The organism is Mesorhizobium sp. M7A.F.Ca.MR.148.00.0.0 (assembly GCF_003997735.1).
GTDB lineage: Bacteria > Pseudomonadota > Alphaproteobacteria > Rhizobiales > Rhizobiaceae > Mesorhizobium.
In genome coordinates, this window is record NZ_RZTB01000022.1 from 1 (window position 1) to 18,332 (window position 18,332).

The window sequence follows — 18,332 nt, forward strand, 5'->3', positions numbered from 1 at the left end:
AGCAGCGGACTGAAAATCCGCGTGTCGGTGGTTCGAATCCGCCTCTGGGCACCATCACCCACCTAAGGTGTTGATGCAGCTGAAAAACCAGCAAAATTATATGCTTAGGGCTACCCGAGTGCTACACATAGGTGTTACACATGGTTCTAGCGATGAGCCGTCCAACAAAACATCCTAAGACCGGCGTTTACTGGTTCCGAAAGCGAGTACCAGCGGACATAACCGCGCTGACGGGTCGCAAGGAAGCCATCAAGACCCTTGGTACAAAAGACCCCGAGGAGGCCAAGCGGAAATTTATCGAGGTGCTCGCTGAATTTGAGCGCGAGTGGGCGCGGATACGACTCGGAGGCAGCCTCACACGAAGAGGCGACCCGGACGGTGGCATTGAGGGCACTCCACGTCTCATAACAGACCGTGAGGCGCATGTTTTTGCCCGAACCGTCCATGACGAATGGATTGCAAGGTTCCGCGACAATCCGAGCGAACAGCTTCACTGGCACACCGATCTCTACGAAGGCATGTGGACAAAGTATCCCCTGCCCTCAGTTGATCCTGTTCCGGGCGTGGAAGGTATCGCAGATCCCGTTCCGGGAAAGATGCCGATAGAAAACGTGCTCTGGAAGTCGATGCGGGCCGGGTGCGTCAGCCGTGCAAAGGACATTCTTGTTGGCAATAGCTTCAGCGACGATTCGTGGAGTATCGACAAGACGGCACGTGCAGTGGGGGCCGCCCTGCAGAGAGCCAGCTTAACGCTGCAAAGGCTTGAAGGCGGCGAGTTTGAGCCCGGAGAGGAGCCTGAGTGGCTTCATCTCTCGGCAGATACTCAGTCAACCGACAGTCGGTCGCGTAGGACGGCCGTGACAAAGGAGAGCACTGACACAGTGACTTTGACTGGGCTCGTGGACGGCTGGTGGAAGGAGAGCAAGGCAGCGGGCAGAAAACCGAGTACCTATGAGAGCTACAGAGATGCGTTTGCCTATCTTGCTCGGTTTCTGAAACACAACGATGCATCGACGGTTACGGCCAAGGATATTATTGCCTTCAAAGATCACCGACTGAGCACACCGTCGCCGAAAACCGGAAAGATAATTTCCGCCAAGACGTTTAAGGATAGCAATCTCTCGGCTCTGAAAGTCGTCTTCGGCTGGGGGGTCGCCAACGGTCTCGTGGGCCATAACCCGGCAGTCGGTGTGACCTTGAAGGTCGGGAAGCCTGCTCGCCATAGATCGAAGGGCTTTTCGGATGAAGAGGCCCAAACGATCCTTGCTGGCGCGCTATCTCATCCGCGAGGGCAGGAGAACCCGAAGACATTTGCGGCGAAGCGCTGGATACCGTGGCTGTGCGCGTTCACAGGTGCTCGCGTAGGCGAATTGGCCCAGTTGCGAAAGCAGGATGTATCCTTGCGCGGGGACTTCTGGGTAATTCGCATTACCCCTGAGGCTGGAACGGTCAAAACCAATGAAGCTCGGGAGGTTCCCCTTCATCAGCAGGTGATCGACCTTGGATTCCCTGCTTTTATACAAGAGGCGCCAAGCGGACATCTTTTTTTGAAGGTCGATCCGTCTGAAAACATCCGCGGGGCTCTGCGCGGCTTGAAAAACCGGCTCGCCGAATTCGGCCGAACCTTCGTGCCAGATCCGAATGTGGCGCCCAACCACGGCTGGCGTCACCGCTTCAAAACCGTTGGCATGGAAGCCGGTATCCCTCCCCGCATTCTAGACGCGATACAGGGTCAGGCAGCTCGAACGGTCGCCGACACCTACGGCGAGGTCACACTTAAGACCATGGCAAGACAAATCTCAAAACTACCCTTCTATTCAATCGCGGCAATCAATGAAGTGGTTAGATAGCAATCTCCTCGACCGACGATTCTGTTGCGGCCGCAGTCATCTTGGCTATCGCCAGAAGCTTGCTAAGTCGGATCACTCGCTGCCCATTCTTCTGAACCGGCCCCGCGGCTTCCCAAGCTGGCTCGCCCGGCCCGTCATACACGATCTCGGCAAACTCAGGCGAAACCACGCGCAAAACCACGAGCCGGTTGCAGGTGTCGTAAAGCGAAATCGATTTGGCTCCGGTCATCTTGATTTGGACATCGCCATCTGTGTCGAAGGCGTCATGACCGGGGTGAGAGCCCGGATATAGCGTAAGTCCAAGCGCCTCGGCGGCGACCACCTCTCCTATCGATCCAACGAGATGCCCATCCGGCGTAAATTTTCGACCCGGATAGCAAGCCTCCAAAAGCTCCACGGCCCTGTAAATAGCTGCAACAGGTTCAGGCAGTCTCACTCGCATTGCCAACATTCCCAAGATGCCGCCCGCCAAAGGGCAAGCGAAATATGTTTGTGACCCCCTTGCAGGATACACAGGGCACAACTAAATCCCTTGTACAAAGAAGAAGCCTTAAAGCCTTCTAATCAGATAGCGAGCTCGGCCTCCGGTAACGGACTGCCGCAGTCCAAGGGGGAACGGCCCCGCCGCAATTGCGGATCATCTGATCAAATCCACACCCTTCAATCGGGAGTGGCGATGGTCAGTTGGTGCTTAGATCCCCATCCTCCTCGTCGCCGCTCTCAAACCGAGAGCGAAGCTATGCCAAAACCAAACACTGGGTCGGATCAAGCCATCCTTGGTCCGATCGCGTTTTTTGTCCAGCCCGACTTCCCTCATCTGTGGCGCCTGCTGCGTTCGTCCGACAAAGGAGGTGCGGAATGAACGCGCGTCCTTCGAAGGTGCACAGGGCACAGGCGCAGAAAATCCTGCCCCCGAACTTTGAATCCATCAAGGCTTGCAAGAACTACCGGCGCGAGGCGTTGGCCGCAGCTCCGACGACCAACCACTATCTCGCCGAAAAATGCAGCCCCAAGAAACGTTGCTACTCGGGCCTGTGCCCCCTGTGCATCCGTGCACTTCGAGTTCGTTTTGTCGAGTTCCTAGACCAAGAGCGACTCGACAAACACCAGTGGTTCTTCGTCACGGCATACATGCGGGGTTGGACGAAAAAGCCCGGCGATGTCGGAGCGTTTGGACAACTCGGCTCTCATCACTCGATCAAGGCGTTCATCCAGCGGCTACATCGCGTCAGGGCGCCTGATCCCCTGATGCTAATCGGTGCGATCGAGACGGTCTGGCGCACCAACGATAACGAACCAACAGGCAAGCCGTTTCATCTGCACTTCATGATTAGTGGGCGATCTGAGGAGCAAATTAAGAAGTGCGCTCGCGGGTTTGACCTCGACCGCACTGTAGCTACTGAACTGAGAGTCGAGGCCGTCAAAGCGGGGTGGGAAGATTTCTGCAAGGCCGCAACCTACACGGTGAAGCAGCCATTTTGGAAGTATTCATATCACGGCCTCGGTCCCAGAAAGGAACGGCAGTTTCCAAATCGGCGAGAGCTTGGCGAGCTGATCTGCAACCTCGGCCCCAACAGAACGGCAGGACGGCTGGCGTTCGCTGGGATGCAGTACAAGCACGGAAGGTTCGAGCTGACTCCCAATGTGAAATCGATGTCGGCAAAGTCGCAAGTCGAAGATGGCTCGAACAACCCTGCCGATGCCGAGAAGAGGCCTCCCAACGAGGTTGTGGGTAACCTGATCGGAGCAATCGTAGCAACACTACGGGCCGGGAATTGGGCTCCACAACCTCGCCTGACACATCAACCAAGCACCACTTCAAATATGCCTGTGCCCCCGTGCACAGACACTTCAAACACTCCAATCGAAGGAAAAATTACCATGGGTACACAGGGCACACCTCAGGAAGCGCGGGGCAAACCAGCCTCGACATCTGGGACAGCAGTCTCTCGACCGAAGCGCTTTCTCAAACTGCAACATGTCGAGATTCACGAGCCGGAGGGCGAGTATCACTTCTCGCTAAAGTTCAGTCTCCGTAGAGGCGTTGGCGAGGTTGTCGTTCCGAGGGCTACGTTCTCCAATGCTGGCCATGCCAAGGCAGCGCTCCTCAAGCGGGGTGCATTGTTGCCCGAGAATTTCAAGGACAGATGTGACGCTATACTTGACGACACCACTGCACGAGAAATCCGCGTGGTTCGGCAGGGCGGTTGGATTGGCGACGCTTTCATTTGTCCGTTCGGCGTGTTCGGAAGCGCAGCTCACACCGATAGGGTAAAGCTGGACCCGAGCTTGACTGTTGCACGAAGCGTGAGCGGCACCAAGCGGGAGTTTCTGTCTGGAATTCGCCCTTTGCTGGTGAGGTCCGACTACCTCGTTCTTGGATATCTCGCGGCGCTTTTGCCGAGTATGGCGTCTCGACTTGGGCGGTCCGAATCGTTCGGCTTGAACCTTGCGGGCGATAGTTCCACTGGCAAAACGACGGCGCTTGTTTTGGCGCAATCTCTGCTCACGAAAGCCAGTGAGCGTTCCCTTTTCAATTTCAACACGGCACAGGCCACACTAACGAACAAACTCACAAGCTATGGCGGGTTGGCAATCCCCTTTGCCGATCTGAAGGCTGCCAGTGAGAAGGGTCCGAAGGTCGCCGAAAAGATACAGACGACTGTCTTCAACGCAGTGACCGGCAAAGGCCGTGAGAACCCCGCCACCACCGGGTTAAGAGCGGCATCGTTTTGCATACCTCTTCTCTCGAGCGAGAAGCCGATGTCGGAACTCTTCGGTCAAGGAAATCTGGAATATCAGGACGGTGATGCCGTCAGATTGATAGATGTACCTGTACCGAAACGGGAGGATGGGGGAATCTACAACCGAAGGCGGCCGACCGACACTCCTTCGGCCTTGGCAGCCACGCTTCAGTCGTTTCTAGAGAGGCAGCACGGCACGATCTTCCCTGCTTGGATCGAGTACGTGTCGTCTATGCGGTTGCCAGCGCTGCAATTCTCCGTGGCGGCACATAGGTTTATCTTCATGGAGTCGATCGACGCTAGTGACGGCGCGCATCGCCGTATCGCTGAGCACTTCTGCCTGCTCTTGGCTGCTGGCGATGTCGCTTCGGGGGCTGGTTTGATTCCTCTGTCCCGCGAAACGATCAAGAACTCGCTGGTCCGGCTCTACAACTTGGTCATCGGCCAGTTTGTCTCGGCCTCGAGCCGCGATGACGAGGCTTGGGACCGGTTCATCGCCGGGATTGAGCACTACCCCTTGCTAACGAAAGGAGGGGCTCCAGCCGATGCTTCGGCAGCAACCGACGGCTTTCGGCGCGACGAAAAGGACGGGCTCCGACTATACATCAAATACGACGCCCTCCGGAGGCTTGTCGACAATGATTGGTGCCTCGAACACATCATCATGAAGAGACTGGTCGATCTGACGGCGCTGGATGGGGGAACAGGAGCGAGGAGCAGCATAGTGAAGCAGCGTGGGTTACCTCGGTCCCGTTACCTTGCCATCAGGTTGGCCGCGCTCGGCCTCTGAACTGACGCTGGATACCGGGCATGGGTCTTGGCAATACCCATGCCCCCGACTTGGTTGGCCGCTCCTCATCACCAGATGTCGCTATCCGACTTGAATTCTGCGCCCCCGCTTCAGGTCGGGGTTCTCGCTATTGAACGTTTTCGCCAACGCAAAGTCCGCCTGCTGGCACACGATGTAGCGATAGGCATATGAGGTTTGCAGAGAGTTATAATAGTCCATATTGTCGTCGTTTGATGAGATGGGCCGTCCCTCAGTGGGCGCTGCAATCAATTCCTCGGCTGGTCGTTCTGTGGTTCTGGCGCTATCCATCAACTGCCTCATCTCAGCCGCCGAAAGTTCACCTTTCATCACGCGCGCCACGGCTTGGACCTGCCGAGCCTGCTTCGCTTGCTTGTGGGCTTCTTTCAGCTCTTCGATGATCGATGGACAGAATGCGCAAAACATAAGGTCCGATGCCAGCGGCATGTAGATTTGAATTCCTTTGACAGCTAGACCGAGATTGCCTCGCGGACCAAAATCAAGCGCGTTTGCAAGGCAAACTGGATGGTCTCCTAGATAAAAGCTGCGCCCCGGCGCGGCCTCGGCCAGCACAAATTCTTTTGCGGCGATGATTTGGGCGCAGTCTCCGATGCTGCCCTGAATGCTCAGAAGATGTTCTCTCTTGAGCCTGTCCTCGGTCATAGGTTGCCAGTCTTCCCACCCGCGAACATCCTGCATTCTCCCGCCACTTTCTTCGACCTTCTTGACGAGCGCTTCTTCTATTGCCCGCCTTTGATCGCGGGTGGCCTTAGTTCTCAACAGTTGAAACGCTAGCATCATCGCCAACGCGGCCTTCTGCTCGGGGCTGTTGTCGAGCCGTCGGTCTTTCAACACCTTTCCATAGCTTGGTTGAATCTGGTGCTCGGCAGCACAAGCGATCGGCTCAAAGGACGCCATCCATTCATCGTCGAATGTGAAATCGTTGAACCGGCGCTCCGCCATCATGTTTTTGATCGACGTGACGAATGTTCTCCCCGTGTGTTTGTCGAACACCGAGACCCGCTCGTTCTTCTCGTCGGAAAGGAACTGACGCAGGATGAACTTAGGGACGTAATGTTGATTCTCGGCCGCCATGCTCGCAATTTAGCAAATCGATCTCCCGCCTGCCATTAATGCGCGAACTCCAGTTGAAGGCTGCCCTGAGACGCGCGACCCGATCCGTTGTCACTGGCCGCAAAACGAGAACGGTTTGATCGAGTATGTGATCTCAGAGACCTTTGTCAGATTCCCTGATCCGACATCGTAAAAGCGCCGAACGCAGGTGTCGTACTTGTCGTTGCTGGTGTCCATCCAGTCAGCCTGCAGGAGAGTGCTGTCGATACCATAGTGGAGTTGAAGCTGATAGTTGTCCTCGCCGCCGAGGGGGAAATCGACCAGCCTCCCATCGCGGCTATCGGTCAGAAACGCGAAAATGCAAGACGTGCCACAGCCGATTTCGATCAGGGTAAAGTGGCCGCCGTAGTTCGGGCCGGACTTCATGCCGTTTCGAATCCTCGTTTTGAATTGAGCAGCGGAGCCCGCGAATTTTGGCAGGACTGGCTTCCCTTTGAGGTACATTTTGGTGGGATAGTCGCCGAATTTAGGTTCTGCCGCTGCCGGTAAAACGGCGAGGAAAATGGCGGCTAATAATGCTGAAATCAATTTTATCATGATGCACAAACCCCGTTAACCAGACGGAAATGCCTCCGGCCGCCAAACCTGTCAATAGTTTCCTACACTCAGTTTTAACTGTGGCCCCTCACTATTACGCGTAGGCTTTAGATGCATAGGGGGGACCACCCTGCTGGCTAGAATTGGGGAAGTTTGATCTGAACGTGCCATCCATTAGCTGGCCCATGATCCGGCAGCAGGTTTTGCACCGTGACGGCTATTGCTGTGTGTCTTGCGGCATCAGGCTGAAGTCGGCGGATGCAGACGTCCACCATTTGCTCCCTCGCTCGATGGGCGGGACCGACGAAATGTCGAACTTGGTCACGCTCTGCGATGGCTGTCACGCGCGCCATCATCCAAACTTGGCCGGTGGTCTCGCAAGACGGGCGATCGAGAGATGGGCTGTGCGGCTCGCGAAATGGCTGGACCGCGAAGGAGTGTTGACCGAAGCGACGGGTAACTTTGGGCCTGCTCTACGCCTGTTCGGGCTGCAGCGATTTCGTCACGGTCAGTTGCCAATCATATTGGCGGCGCTTTCAGGAAAATCCGTGTTAGTCGTCAGTCCTACAGGGTCCGGCAAAACCCTATGTTTTCAGCTTCCCGCGGTGCTTAGGCGTGGCGTCGCCCTTGTTGTTTCTCCGTTGAAGGCGCTGATGTCCGAACAGGTGTCCGATCTTCTAGCCAAGAAAATACCGGCAACGTTCATCAACAGTGATCTCAGCCGCGAAGAGAAGGAGACCCGCTTTTCTCTGCTTGGCCTCAAGGCCATAAAGCTCCTCTATGTGGCGCCGGAGCGGTTCTTTGTTCGTAGCGACGCCGAGCGCAGCCAACTCAAGCGGAGTGAGCCATCCTTTCTGATCATAGACGAGGCGCATTGCGTTGACCGCTGGGGTGAGGACTTTCGCCCCGAGTACGGGCGCTTGCGCGAGGTTCGGGAAAAGCTCGGTGCTCCCCCAGTCTTGGCTTTCACAGCTACCGCTGGAAAGGAAATGCAGGACCGGATTCTCGCCTCGCTTGGAATCCCGGACGCAAAGGTGTTCGTCCGCGATGTGGATAGGCCAAACATTGCGATGTTGCGACGGCTTTGTCGATCTGAACAGCGGGCGCAGGAGATCGCATCCATGCTAACGCTGCCCCAGCTGAAGGGGCAGAAGGCGATGATTTTCGTCCCTACGGTGAAAGTAGGCGACGAACTACGGACTGCTTTGTCGACGATGGGGCTGGACATCCCATTCTATCATTCCAAGCTGGGAACCGCATGGGAGAGGCAGGAACTGGTGAAGCGATTCTTGGGGCAGAGCCGCCCTGTGGTCGATCAGATTGTCTGCACCAACGCCTTTGGCATGGGCCTCGATGTTCCTAACGTGCGGCTGGTGGTGCACTGGCAACAATCAGCATCTGTTGAAGACCTATTGCAGGAGTTTGGCCGCGCTGGGAGAGATGGGAAGCCGTCTGTCTCGGTCATGTTCCACGACGGTAAGGGCCGAGGTGATACAGGACGCCTCAAATTTATGGCCGAGATGACTGTCTCGAATGCACCGGGGGATGAACACCAAAGAGCGGTCATGCTGGAGCAGCGGACCCGGAACATTGATCAAGTAGCCGGGATACTCCGCTCGACTTCTTGTTTTCGTGGGTCGATCCGCAACTATTTCGGCGATAGCGAGGGACGGCCCAAACTGAGCCTTGCAGAGCGGATCCTTGAACGGGTTTTTGGAACACGTGCGGCGAGAACCCACCACACCGCTTGCTGCGATAGCTGCGACGCTGCAACAATCAAAAAGCACGGCGCGATAGCTTATGTTGCGCGGGTTATGAGCGGTGAATTCCCGCGTTTAGGACGAAAATGACAATCGATTGTGCTCAGAAGACGGAACCCCGTCATCACCACAATACAGTATTTGGTCTGAGCATTTAGTGATCTCTTAAGCACTTCTCCACAATCGGTACTTGCCCGGCTTGGCCCGTTTTGCTAATGAGTCCGTACAAACGGGGGTTTGGACAATGTCGAAGCGCAATTTCCTGTCACCAATGGCCTTGTCGGCCACGATGATTCTCGGCGGCCAAGTTCAGGCTGCAGTCCTTGTCGAATCGGCAAATCAGCCTTCGGCCAAGCTCGCTGAAGCTGGCACTGTTCCGGCGGACCTCGGCTACGGTGAGGTGCTCGATCGCTCAAATGGTACCGACGTTATCATGGCGTACCACACCAGCCATTCGAGCCATGCTAGTCACGGGTCTCACTGCTCTGGCTACAGCTATTGTTGATGGCGGACACTTCTCGCGAGAGCGAGCTCGTCCAGACTGCCCAAGTCAAGTTTGATCTGTCAGTCTTCAGCCTCGACTGCGTGAAGCGCGCAGCGTATCGGGTAACCGGCAACGCTTCGGTTGAGATCACGATCGAAGGCGGCTTCGCAGTATGCACGATCAACTTCAGTAAGGCGGCCGTGCGAGCTTCGGCCGACGCAGCGATAGAAAGGCTGCGATTAGAGGTCTTGGATCAGGACCTGCGTAGCAGCATCGCCGCCGAAACCGCCACTGTTAGAAACGCGATACTGGCGCTGGCGTTTTCCAGATCGGGCCTAAAGTCCGATGACTAAGTTTGCTCCGGCAGCTGAGTTCCAACGACCGTTGGACGACACGTACCAGCTCGCGTACTTCCGTTTTTCCCCGTTGGACGACGAGCGGTATGTGCTGACCAACCAAGCGGGCGAATATCTGGTATTGCCGCGCGCCGTGCTGGCTGCGTTTGTCAACCACGAGCTTCCCAGCACACACCCCTCCTACTCCCGCCTGCGTAGCAGGCAGTTCCTCTTTGATGCATCCTCCAGTATCGGCAAGGAGCTGCTGGCGCTGAAGGTTCGGACCAAAGCAAAAAGGCTTGAGAACTTCACCTCGCTCCACATTATGGTCGTATCGCTGCGTTGCGAGCACTCCTGCCCCTACTGTCAGGTATCTCGCCAAAGCGAAGATCGTTCAGCCTTTGATATGTCAGAGGAGACTGCCGAGAAGGCGCTGGCGCTCATTTTCCAGTCTCCAAGTCCGGCTATCAAGATCGAGTTCCAAGGCGGCGAGCCGCTTCTGAATTTCTCGTTGATCCAACACGTCGTGCATCGGGCTGAAGCGATCAACAAGGTCGCCGGGCGGTCGCTGCAATTCGTTATCACGACGAATCTCGCCGTCGTTACGGACGAAATCTTGGAGTTTTGCCGCGAGCACAGCGTCCTAATTTCTACGTCACTTGATGGTCCGGCCTCTCTTCACAATACCAATCGACCGCGCCCGGGAAAGAACAGCTATGAACTGGCTGTGGCAGGTATCCACAAGGCCAGACTGGCTCTCGGCCATGAACGCGTCAGCGCACTTATGACGACGACCAAAGCCAGCCTTCCATTGGTGCGCCAGATAATTGACGAATACGTGCGGCTAGACTTCCCCGGAATATTCCTTCGGCCGCTTTCTCCTTACGGCTTCGCGGTCAAGACGAAATCGTACGCTGCCTATGACGTGGACCGCTGGCTCGACTTCTACTTCGACGGGCTGAATTACATCCTCGAACTGAATCGGAACGGCATTCCTTTCAAGGAGTTTTACGCAGCCACCATCCTTACAAAAATGCTCACGCCTTTCGAGCCGGGATATGTGGATCTAATGAGCCCGGCAGGTATCGGTATCTCTGCGGTCGTCTACAACTATGACGCCAGCGTCTACGCGTCCGACGAAGCGCGAATGTTGGCCGAAATGGGCGACAAGACATTTCTGCTCGGGAATGTCCACGAAAACACTTACGGTGAGATTTTCGGGTCTGACGCTCTCCTCGATCCTATTGAGCAGTCCTTTGCCGGGTCCGCTCCGATGTGCGCCGACTGCGCTTACGAGCCTTTTTGTGGGTCTGATCCAGTGTTCCATACCGCAACGCAGGGCGACTTTGTTGGCCTCAAAACGCGGTCGGGATTCTGCAATCGCAACATGTCGATCTTCAAGAGGCTGATCGACCTTATGGAGAGGGACGTTACCGCCCGAGAACTCTTTCTAAGTTGGGCGAATTAGGATGTTGCGACTGAGTGGCTTCGCTGCGTCATCAAGAGTCGGTGATTTCTCACAGCGAGTGGCACTTAGGCTCGTGACGGGCCAAGCTGATCAAGCGTCTAACCCGGAGCATGATGCGTATCTTTTCAAGGGGCAGGCGTTTCATTCTGAATGCCAGTGGGTTGTCACCTTTGAGGAGCATCGGCCGGAAGCTGAGCGACTGTTTTCAGACCGACGACTGGTCGTTCTGCCCCACGAGTTCGACTACCTCAGCGAGGGAGACGTTATCCGCTTTGTCCCGGATCGGAAGGCAGTTCGTGTCCTGTTCAGAAAGGATGCCAACGCGAACTATTTCCTCGTAACGGAGCGGTGCAACCACCTGTGCTTGATGTGCTCCCAGCCACCCAAAGACGTCGACGATCGCTGGTTGGCGCGGGAGATTTTGGATGTGCTGCCCTTGCTGCCCGCAACGACCCCGTTTCTCGGGATCACTGGCGGTGAGCCGACGCTGGTGGGTGAGGACTTTTTTGACATTTTGTCATCAGCTCGTGACCACCTTCCTTCAACGCCGGTTCATATTCTTTCCAATGGCCGGACATTTAAGGACAAGGCCTTCTCGCATCGCTATCAAGCAATCGGGCATCCTCGTCTTTCCGTTGGCATACCGATCTACTCAGCGGACCCGGAAGTGCACGACTATGTCGTTCAATCCAAAGGCGCCTTCGATGAGACCATCCGCGGGATCATGAACCTGAAGTCCGTCGGGGCTGAGGTTGAGATACGAGTTGTCGTGCACAAGCAGACCTATGGAGGTCTCGCCGACCTGTCAGATTTCATTTTTAGAAACCTCACCTTCGTAGACCACGTGACGTTCATGGGGCTGGAGATCACTGGCTTCACAAGGGCAAATATGGATAAGCTCTGGATGGACCCGTACGACTACCGGAACGAGTTGCGGGCAGCTGTGCAATATTTGGCGGCCGCTAGGATCAATGTTTCGGTGTACAACCACCAGCTTTGCCTAATCGACGGATCGATACATAAGTACGCGAAGCGGTCGATCAGCGATTGGAAAAACGAATACGTCGGCGAGTGCAAAGGTTGCTCCAGACGGAGCGAGTGTGGTGGCTTCTTTTCGTCCAGCACCCTCGCAAGAAGCTCTCACATCTCGCCATTCCAGTGAATTCCCGGAGCAGCCTTGGATGAAAAACGCGGTCAGAAGAGACGCGTATGAAATCGCGCTTCTCCTTAAGGCCAAATCCAGAGAGTTGAGACAATTTGACCTGCACCTCCCGTTCGAGTGGAAGGCGGAATCGCCTCAGTGGCCGAATCCGCCGGTATGGGTGGTAGAGCACAGGTTAAACGGTCTGGTATCTGAGCTGCGGGAGCACCTTGATGCGCTCAATCGGCTTCGCCGGGAAGAGCATTTTGACGCACTGTGCGCGCCCTTGCAGGAAGGAGAATTCTGGAGCCTTGGCACAATTGCGATTCGATTGGAACAAAGACCGATACATCTCGGGTTTTTAGAACCAACCATTTATTCGCCATTCGTCATTTCCGACGAGAATCTTGTCGCATATTTGATCACTGTGTCTGGTGACGACCATCCCCTGAAGCGCGAACACCATGACCATTTCGGTTGGCACTACCACTATCTAGACCGGAAAATGAGGCGCTCAGACGTCATTTTGTGTTGGGACACGTTCGCCAAAGTGACCGATCAACAGATTCACCCCCTATTCTATGAGAATCACGCAGAGGGCAGTTGTGATTTTCCTGCTCGCCCTACCTTATGGGCCGACCGAAAGAGGAAATCCATGCACGAGGCTTGCAGACCCGATCTGCGCAAATGGCCGATCAACGAATTTAAGTCTCCCGGAAAAACCTCCTTGGCTGTATGGCCATTAGGGGCAGTGATAACGCCAAAGCCCATGAGCGGCGTGAGCAGGAAGCAACCCAAAGCCAAGAGCGGCGGCAGAAAACGCCGCTGAGCCGCAACTCTCCGTATAGTTGCGCGCCTAAAAACGTACCCACAGCTCGGGTGTAGCCGTCACTTGCAGTCCGCATATACCTAAAACGCCAAGGGCAGCGTCTATGCTATGATCGGCGCCGGACCGAGCGAATCAAGCGCATCGCAGAATCTGGTGATTTCTAATGAATCCTGTCTCTGAAGGCGCGACTGAAGGCGATGTGGAAACACAAATCCTGATGCCTCTTCTCACCCGGACGGAGCTTCTCGCGATACCAATCAACGAAATCAAAAGCAAGGAGGGCATCTCAGCAAGAGATCTAGGGAAAGGGACTAAGCGAAAGGTTGGATACATCCCCGATTTCTGCATATACAAGCAATCACTCCCGATCCTAGTGATCGAAGCAAAGTCTCCATCGAGCGATGTTTTTGCCGCCTACGGCGAGGCCCGGCTATATGCGACCGAGATAAATAGGTCGTTTCCTGCAGGTACAAATCCATGCTGTCGGATCATCGCAACTAACGGTATCACATTGGCCGCAGGTCATTGGGACGCCGATCCAACTATCAGTGGAAAGGTGGAGTCTCTGTCGGCGGGTACCTCGACCTTCGATGCTCTTTCGGCGCTGTTGGGCAATGATGCCCTATCGAGGTTGGCTACGCAGTTCAACGACGTACTTCGCTCAAAGAGCTTTAAACGCCCGTTTAATCAAGGCGCTGGTCCGAGCCAAATTGCTTCGAGGATCGAGCCAAACACGTTTGCGGCAGACTTAGCGCCTGTGCTTAGACGTTATTTCTCCTCACGCGACCAGTCTACAGACGAGGAGATTTATAGCCGCGCTTACATCTCTTCGAATGAGATAACGAGCTATGACAGGATACTTGAGTCTTATTTGAAAGATCGCCTTTCAAAAGCTAAGCGACGAATTGAGGTACGAACAACAAAGCGCAAATCAGATGCCATAACAAAAACTATCTCAACTTTCGATGAGAACCGACCAGCCGCTGGGGATATTCAGCTGGTGACCGGTGGCGTTGGAGTCGGAAAGTCGTTGTTTGCACGGAGATATAAAGAATATCTACAACCTGAACCGCTACGCGACAAGAATCACTGGGCATTTCTCAATTTCAATAATGCGCCGGAGGACTATCACAATTGGGACAACTGGGTGTGTGAGGCATTCGCCAAGAGTGTAATCGCTGAAGGGGCTCCGGTCAATTTGAGAGACCCTATCGATCAGGAGCGAGTATTCTCTAGCGATCTGCAGGATCGCAAGGCATTCTATGACAGGATGGAGGCTTCGCAAGCAGGTCGGGGCGGGTTAGAGAAAGCCCGCGACCTCGAAGCTTGGCGCCTTGACCCCTTGATTCTCACTCGTGGAATCTCCCGATATTTGCAAGGGGACCGCGCCGAGAACTTGATTGTTGTGTTCGACAACGTGGATCGTCGAGAGACTGAGGCTCAGTTAGCCGCCTTTCAGGTGGCTCTTTGGTTTATGGACCAGACCAAGTGCCTTGTTATTCTTCAAATGCGCGATTCAACCTTCGAAGCTTTCAAGCATAAACCCCCGCTTGACACGTACCGAACCGGACAAATCTTTCATATAAGCCCGCCCCGGTTCGTGGATGTCGTTAAGAAGCGGCTGGAACTCAGCCTTGAAGTCTTAGCTGCTGAAGCCCCTGAACACGTGAAATTTGAGACACGTTCCGGCGCGCACATTTCGTACCCGAAAAGTCGGGCTGGCGAATTTCTGAAGGGGATTTACGTCGAGCTGTTCCAGCGGCCTAATAATCTGTCGCGAGTTTTGGAAGCTCTGGCCGGTCGAAACGTACGACGTGCCCTAGATATGTTTATGGCGATAATCACCTCAGGGCATATGCCAGAGGAGATAATAGTCGGCGTGGCCCAAGGAAACGGGTTTCGCTCATTTCCAGAATATAGAATCCTTAGGGCGCTTATGCGTCAAGATTACCGCTTTTTTAACAACAACAGTGGCTTCATAGCCAACATTTTCAATTGCGATAGTCGATGGAACCGACCCAGCAACACGCTGCTCTCAGAGATACTTTTTTATCTTATCTCCGTACGAAAGGTCCGTGGTGACAACGGGCAAATGGGCTTTGTCGCTCTCCCACGTTTGTTGGCTCACTTGGAGGGGCTTGGCTTTGTACGATCTGACATTCTAGACGCCGCGCGCTTCTGCCTGTTGAAAGAACTCATTGAGGTCGAAACTTCGTCGCTGGACACACTTAGAGAGCGGGACAGTGTCAAGGCGACTGCCAGTGGATGGGCGCACATGCGTCTCTTGTCATCACGCATCGAGTACTTATCGGCCGTCCTGCCTACTACCCCCATGGACGATAAGACGCTCGCGGCTCGTGTGTTCGACTTGATGCAGGTCGAGAACCGAGCGGGGCAAATCCATTTCCATCAGGCCGTTAACATGGTGGAGCGCTTCGAGAAATATTTAAGAAAGCAGGAGACTTCTTTGCTCTCTTTCCCGGGATACGCCGATGCAAAGCAATCAGGCGCGAAATACATCGTCACAAAGGTACAAGAGGCTCTCACCTTCGCCCGGAAGGAGGATGCAAGGGTCAGTGGGCAAGGCGACCTTCTGGACTTCTGATCTGTCGGACACGTTTCACGCGACGGCGGTTGTCGCAGCAGGGTATGCCCTGTGGTGACGTAACACCGCCCCTCCCGATTAATGTAACATCGGAGTTGACAGCGACTATTTGTGACAATGTAGCCTCGGGCCTATACCTTGAGGTGACACCTAATGAGCCGGATTGGCTACGCCCGCGTCAGCACCATCGACCAAGATCTCGAAACCCAAATCGCTAAGCTGAAGGCTGAAGGGTGCGCCATCATCCGCTCTGAAAAGGTCTCCGGGGCGAGTCGCGACGGTCGAGCAGAACTCGCGACCATCATCGACTTCCTTAGGCCGGGAGATGAGTTGGTAGTCGCCCGCCTCGATCGCCTCGGTCGAGACACCCGCGACGTTCTAAATATAATCCACGAGTGCGAACAGAAGGGTGCCTTCGTCACCGTACTGGACCCGCATGTCTCGACCCGTGGAGAGATGGGCCATGTTGTATTGACCGTGCTTGGCATGGTCGCCCAGATGGAGCGTAGATTCATCAAGGAACGCCAGCGCGAAGGCATTGAGCAAGCCAAACGACAAGGGGTCTACAAGGGCGGGAGGCAGCGTTTAGACCGCGGTCGCATCAGGGAGCTCAGCGCTAAGGGTCTTGGTCCAGCCGGTATCGCAAAGTTGGTTGGCTGCTCCAGAATGCAGGTATATCGTATCATTCATGCCTGCCAATGAAGCTCTCCCATGAAGGGCGACGAAGGACGCGACGCTCCGCTTCGTGTTTTCGCATTGTGGGGATGATCCGATGAACGCAGGAAGGCTCGTTCGGGAGCTTGGGTGCTACTGGGGTCGTCCTGATCGTCTTCGCTCGCAGTTGGAGACAACAGCAGCGACTCTAGGCTTCGCCAGCATGGGCAAGATCTGGCCGCGACACGATGCAGCCCGCGACTCTTGTTTTCCCAAGGAATCCATACCATAGGTTGCGGGTGATATTAGAAAGTTCAAAACGGATGAAGCGCTTAATTTCTGTTGTGATTAGTGTGTGCGGTCTAATTACTCCAGCGTTAGCTTGGACCACGATTGACGTGATGGATCACCCAAGCGCATTCAGTCCCCTATGGGCAAACGCCGCGCTCCGCGCCTATTCCTGCTCAGCCGAACAACATACTGGCGAACTAAGCATCGTGGAATTTGACAGGCCTTTGGTCTTTTTTCCTCGTTTCGAAGGTAATCCTCAAGAGAACTCGAAAATTGCATCGCTTACTCTTCCAACCGATACCCTTATTTTATCGGAAGGTTGGGCGACAGAAATATCCAACGTCGCTGGCCGCAGCCTTTTTGGGAAGTCGGAAGATGGCCCGGGATATTTTAAAGTCGGTAAACAACCTGACGCCAAACCGAACCCAAGTGGAAAAATCGATTTGGAAACTGAGCGCCTTTTGGAGGGCAGCGAGGTACAGGTTAGAGGTGTAAGCCTTGACAAAAAGTCAGGAAAATTAGCGGCTTTGATTAGCCAAAATCAGGCGGAGGCTCCCGAACCACCGCGATATGAAGACTATAAGGATATTTACGCCTGCAAGCTGGTTGAAAACCACGATCTGAAGGGCTTCGCTGACAAAACGGTCCTCAAGCTGATCGCCTCAATGACCACAATTCGAAAGGAGACCCCGTCAAGGCCGGTTGCCCCGTCTCCGTCCAAACCCGAACCTGTACCAGCGCTGCCCGACAGAAGCCCGTCATTCAATCCTGCCCCTGATTTTGAGAAGCCCGACGCCTTCGCCGCGGAGACATCTAAGAAGGTTAAGTTTTCTCTGCATTGCATCGACAAGGATGGAGAAACCATTCGTGTAGCTTTTTTCGAAGAGCAGTTAAGCGGATTTCCTCATCTGGTCATAAAGCACAACGAAAATGAGCTACGTGCTTCGAACCATTATTCATTCGAACGCTTGCGGGTGACTGTAAACGTTGCCCCGATACCCGATGACGAAAAAGACAAGTACTCGGCACTACTCATATTAGACGGACGGGCAGGAGATGAAATATACCCGGCTGGTTTAATGTTCATGGCGAATATGACAGCAAGCGATTCTCAGTATGAGATGTCGGAACATCCCGTTCAGCTACGGTCTAGCGGTGAGCTACCTACTGCTATGTGGCCGAAGATCTCCAATCAAGTTAACGAGTTCGGTCTTAACCTAATACGCTTCCGCATAGATCGGGCTACGGGCGAGACCGCCATCGCGTTGTCTTGGCCGATGATGCCGGAGCTAACAATTCAACACAAATGCTCAATTTCTGATGCGCCTAAAAGGGACGCTTCGGCAATGATCCGAGAGAGCTTGACTGCGATGGGAGCTGAACAGAAGCGGCTTGAAAAAAGCGGCATCGAGAATCGGCTGTAAACAAAGCCGAGAACCCGTTACTGCAAGCGCGCAGCTCAAGCGCCGGTCACCCTTCTCAGATCACATTACGCTTGAATTCTCAGCCTGCACATCCCGGAGTTGCGGTGCAGAAATCAAAAGGCGTGTCGCTACCCTCTACGTGCATCCATAATTGGCACAAAGTAAAATCATTGTCGGCGCTGGACTTAACTACCCTATACGTCTGGCCCCTCGTGTTCGTTTCGGTATTGACCGTGAGGGAATAGGTCTTGATCATTGTCCTTGGAAT

At 54.7% G+C, this 18,332-nt stretch carries 14 protein-coding genes; 11 read left to right on the forward strand and 3 right to left on the reverse strand.

The genetic code is table 11. The annotated features are described in order from the left end of the window. The first annotated feature begins 152 nt into the window (after positions 1-152). Entirely contained in the window at positions 153-1,850 is a 1,698-nt protein-coding gene (locus EOB49_RS11180) for a DUF6538 domain-containing protein (RefSeq protein ID WP_164781645.1), read from the forward strand. Here the strand turns inward: EOB49_RS11180 and EOB49_RS11185 are convergent. Further along, positions 1,843-2,292 carry a hypothetical protein gene (locus tag EOB49_RS11185; RefSeq protein ID WP_245472638.1) on the reverse strand — a complete coding sequence of 150 codons (450 nt, stop codon included), beginning with the start codon at positions 2,290-2,292 and terminating at the stop codon, positions 1,843-1,845. The genes EOB49_RS11180 and EOB49_RS11185 overlap by 8 nt on opposite strands. 416 nt (positions 2,293-2,708) lie before the next feature. Between EOB49_RS11185 and EOB49_RS11190 the strand changes: the two genes are divergently transcribed. Beyond that, positions 2,709-5,384: a DUF927 domain-containing protein gene (locus tag EOB49_RS11190; RefSeq protein ID WP_127380995.1), complete on the forward strand. Its 2,676-nt coding sequence runs from the start codon at positions 2,709-2,711 to the stop codon at positions 5,382-5,384. Positions 5,385-5,465: 81 nt separating this feature from the next. Here the strand turns inward: EOB49_RS11190 and EOB49_RS11195 are convergent, their stop codons facing one another. Then, positions 5,466-6,497 carry a DUF4238 domain-containing protein gene (locus EOB49_RS11195; protein ID WP_127380996.1) on the reverse strand — a complete coding sequence of 344 codons (1,032 nt, stop codon included), beginning with the start codon at positions 6,495-6,497 and terminating at the stop codon, positions 5,466-5,468. A 90-nt stretch (positions 6,498-6,587) separates the two neighbouring features. Continuing rightward, positions 6,588-7,073 (reverse strand): hypothetical protein, encoded by a 486-nt coding sequence (locus EOB49_RS11200; RefSeq protein WP_127380997.1) that lies wholly within the window; start codon positions 7,071-7,073, stop codon positions 6,588-6,590. Positions 7,074-7,258: 185 nt separating this feature from the next. On the opposite strand from EOB49_RS11200, the gene EOB49_RS11205 reads away from it, so the two are divergent. From EOB49_RS11205 to EOB49_RS36920, 9 genes are all read left to right on the forward strand, one after another. After that, positions 7,259-8,923 carry a RecQ family ATP-dependent DNA helicase gene (locus EOB49_RS11205; protein WP_127380998.1) on the forward strand — a complete coding sequence of 555 codons (1,665 nt, stop codon included), beginning with the start codon at positions 7,259-7,261 and terminating at the stop codon, positions 8,921-8,923. Between the two features lie 154 nt (positions 8,924-9,077). Next, positions 9,078-9,338 (forward strand): hypothetical protein, encoded by a 261-nt coding sequence (locus EOB49_RS11210; protein ID WP_127218519.1) that lies wholly within the window; start codon positions 9,078-9,080, stop codon positions 9,336-9,338. Continuing rightward, the gene (gene hxsD / locus EOB49_RS11215) at positions 9,338-9,670 is read left to right on the forward strand and encodes a His-Xaa-Ser system protein HxsD (RefSeq protein ID WP_127380999.1); all 333 of its coding nucleotides are present in this window, start codon (positions 9,338-9,340) and stop codon (positions 9,668-9,670) included. The genes EOB49_RS11210 and hxsD overlap by 1 nt, the downstream gene beginning before the upstream one ends. Then, positions 9,663-11,120 carry a His-Xaa-Ser system radical SAM maturase HxsB gene (gene hxsB / locus EOB49_RS11220; protein ID WP_127381000.1) on the forward strand — a complete coding sequence of 486 codons (1,458 nt, stop codon included), beginning with the start codon at positions 9,663-9,665 and terminating at the stop codon, positions 11,118-11,120. The genes hxsD and hxsB overlap by 8 nt, the downstream gene beginning before the upstream one ends. A gap of 1 nt (position 11,121) precedes the next feature. Further along, positions 11,122-12,282, forward strand: coding sequence for a His-Xaa-Ser system radical SAM maturase HxsC (gene hxsC, locus EOB49_RS11225; protein WP_127381001.1), 1,161 nt, complete (start codon positions 11,122-11,124; stop codon positions 12,280-12,282). 19 nt (positions 12,283-12,301) lie between these two features. Beyond that, a complete protein-coding gene (locus EOB49_RS11230; RefSeq protein WP_127381002.1) occupies positions 12,302-13,090 on the forward strand; it encodes a hypothetical protein in 789 nt (262 codons plus the stop codon). A gap of 163 nt (positions 13,091-13,253) precedes the next feature. Continuing rightward, on the forward strand, positions 13,254-15,695 hold the full coding sequence (locus EOB49_RS11235) for a hypothetical protein (RefSeq protein WP_127381003.1): 2,442 nt from the start codon (positions 13,254-13,256) through the stop codon (positions 15,693-15,695). A gap of 153 nt (positions 15,696-15,848) precedes the next feature. Beyond that, positions 15,849-16,397, forward strand: a complete 549-nt coding sequence (locus EOB49_RS11240) for a recombinase family protein (RefSeq protein WP_127381004.1) — start codon at positions 15,849-15,851, stop codon at positions 16,395-16,397. 275 nt (positions 16,398-16,672) lie between these two features. Further along, the gene (locus EOB49_RS36920; protein WP_206526104.1) at positions 16,673-18,064 is read left to right on the forward strand and encodes a hypothetical protein; all 1,392 of its coding nucleotides are present in this window, start codon (positions 16,673-16,675) and stop codon (positions 18,062-18,064) included. The last annotated feature ends 268 nt before the right edge of the window (positions 18,065-18,332 follow it).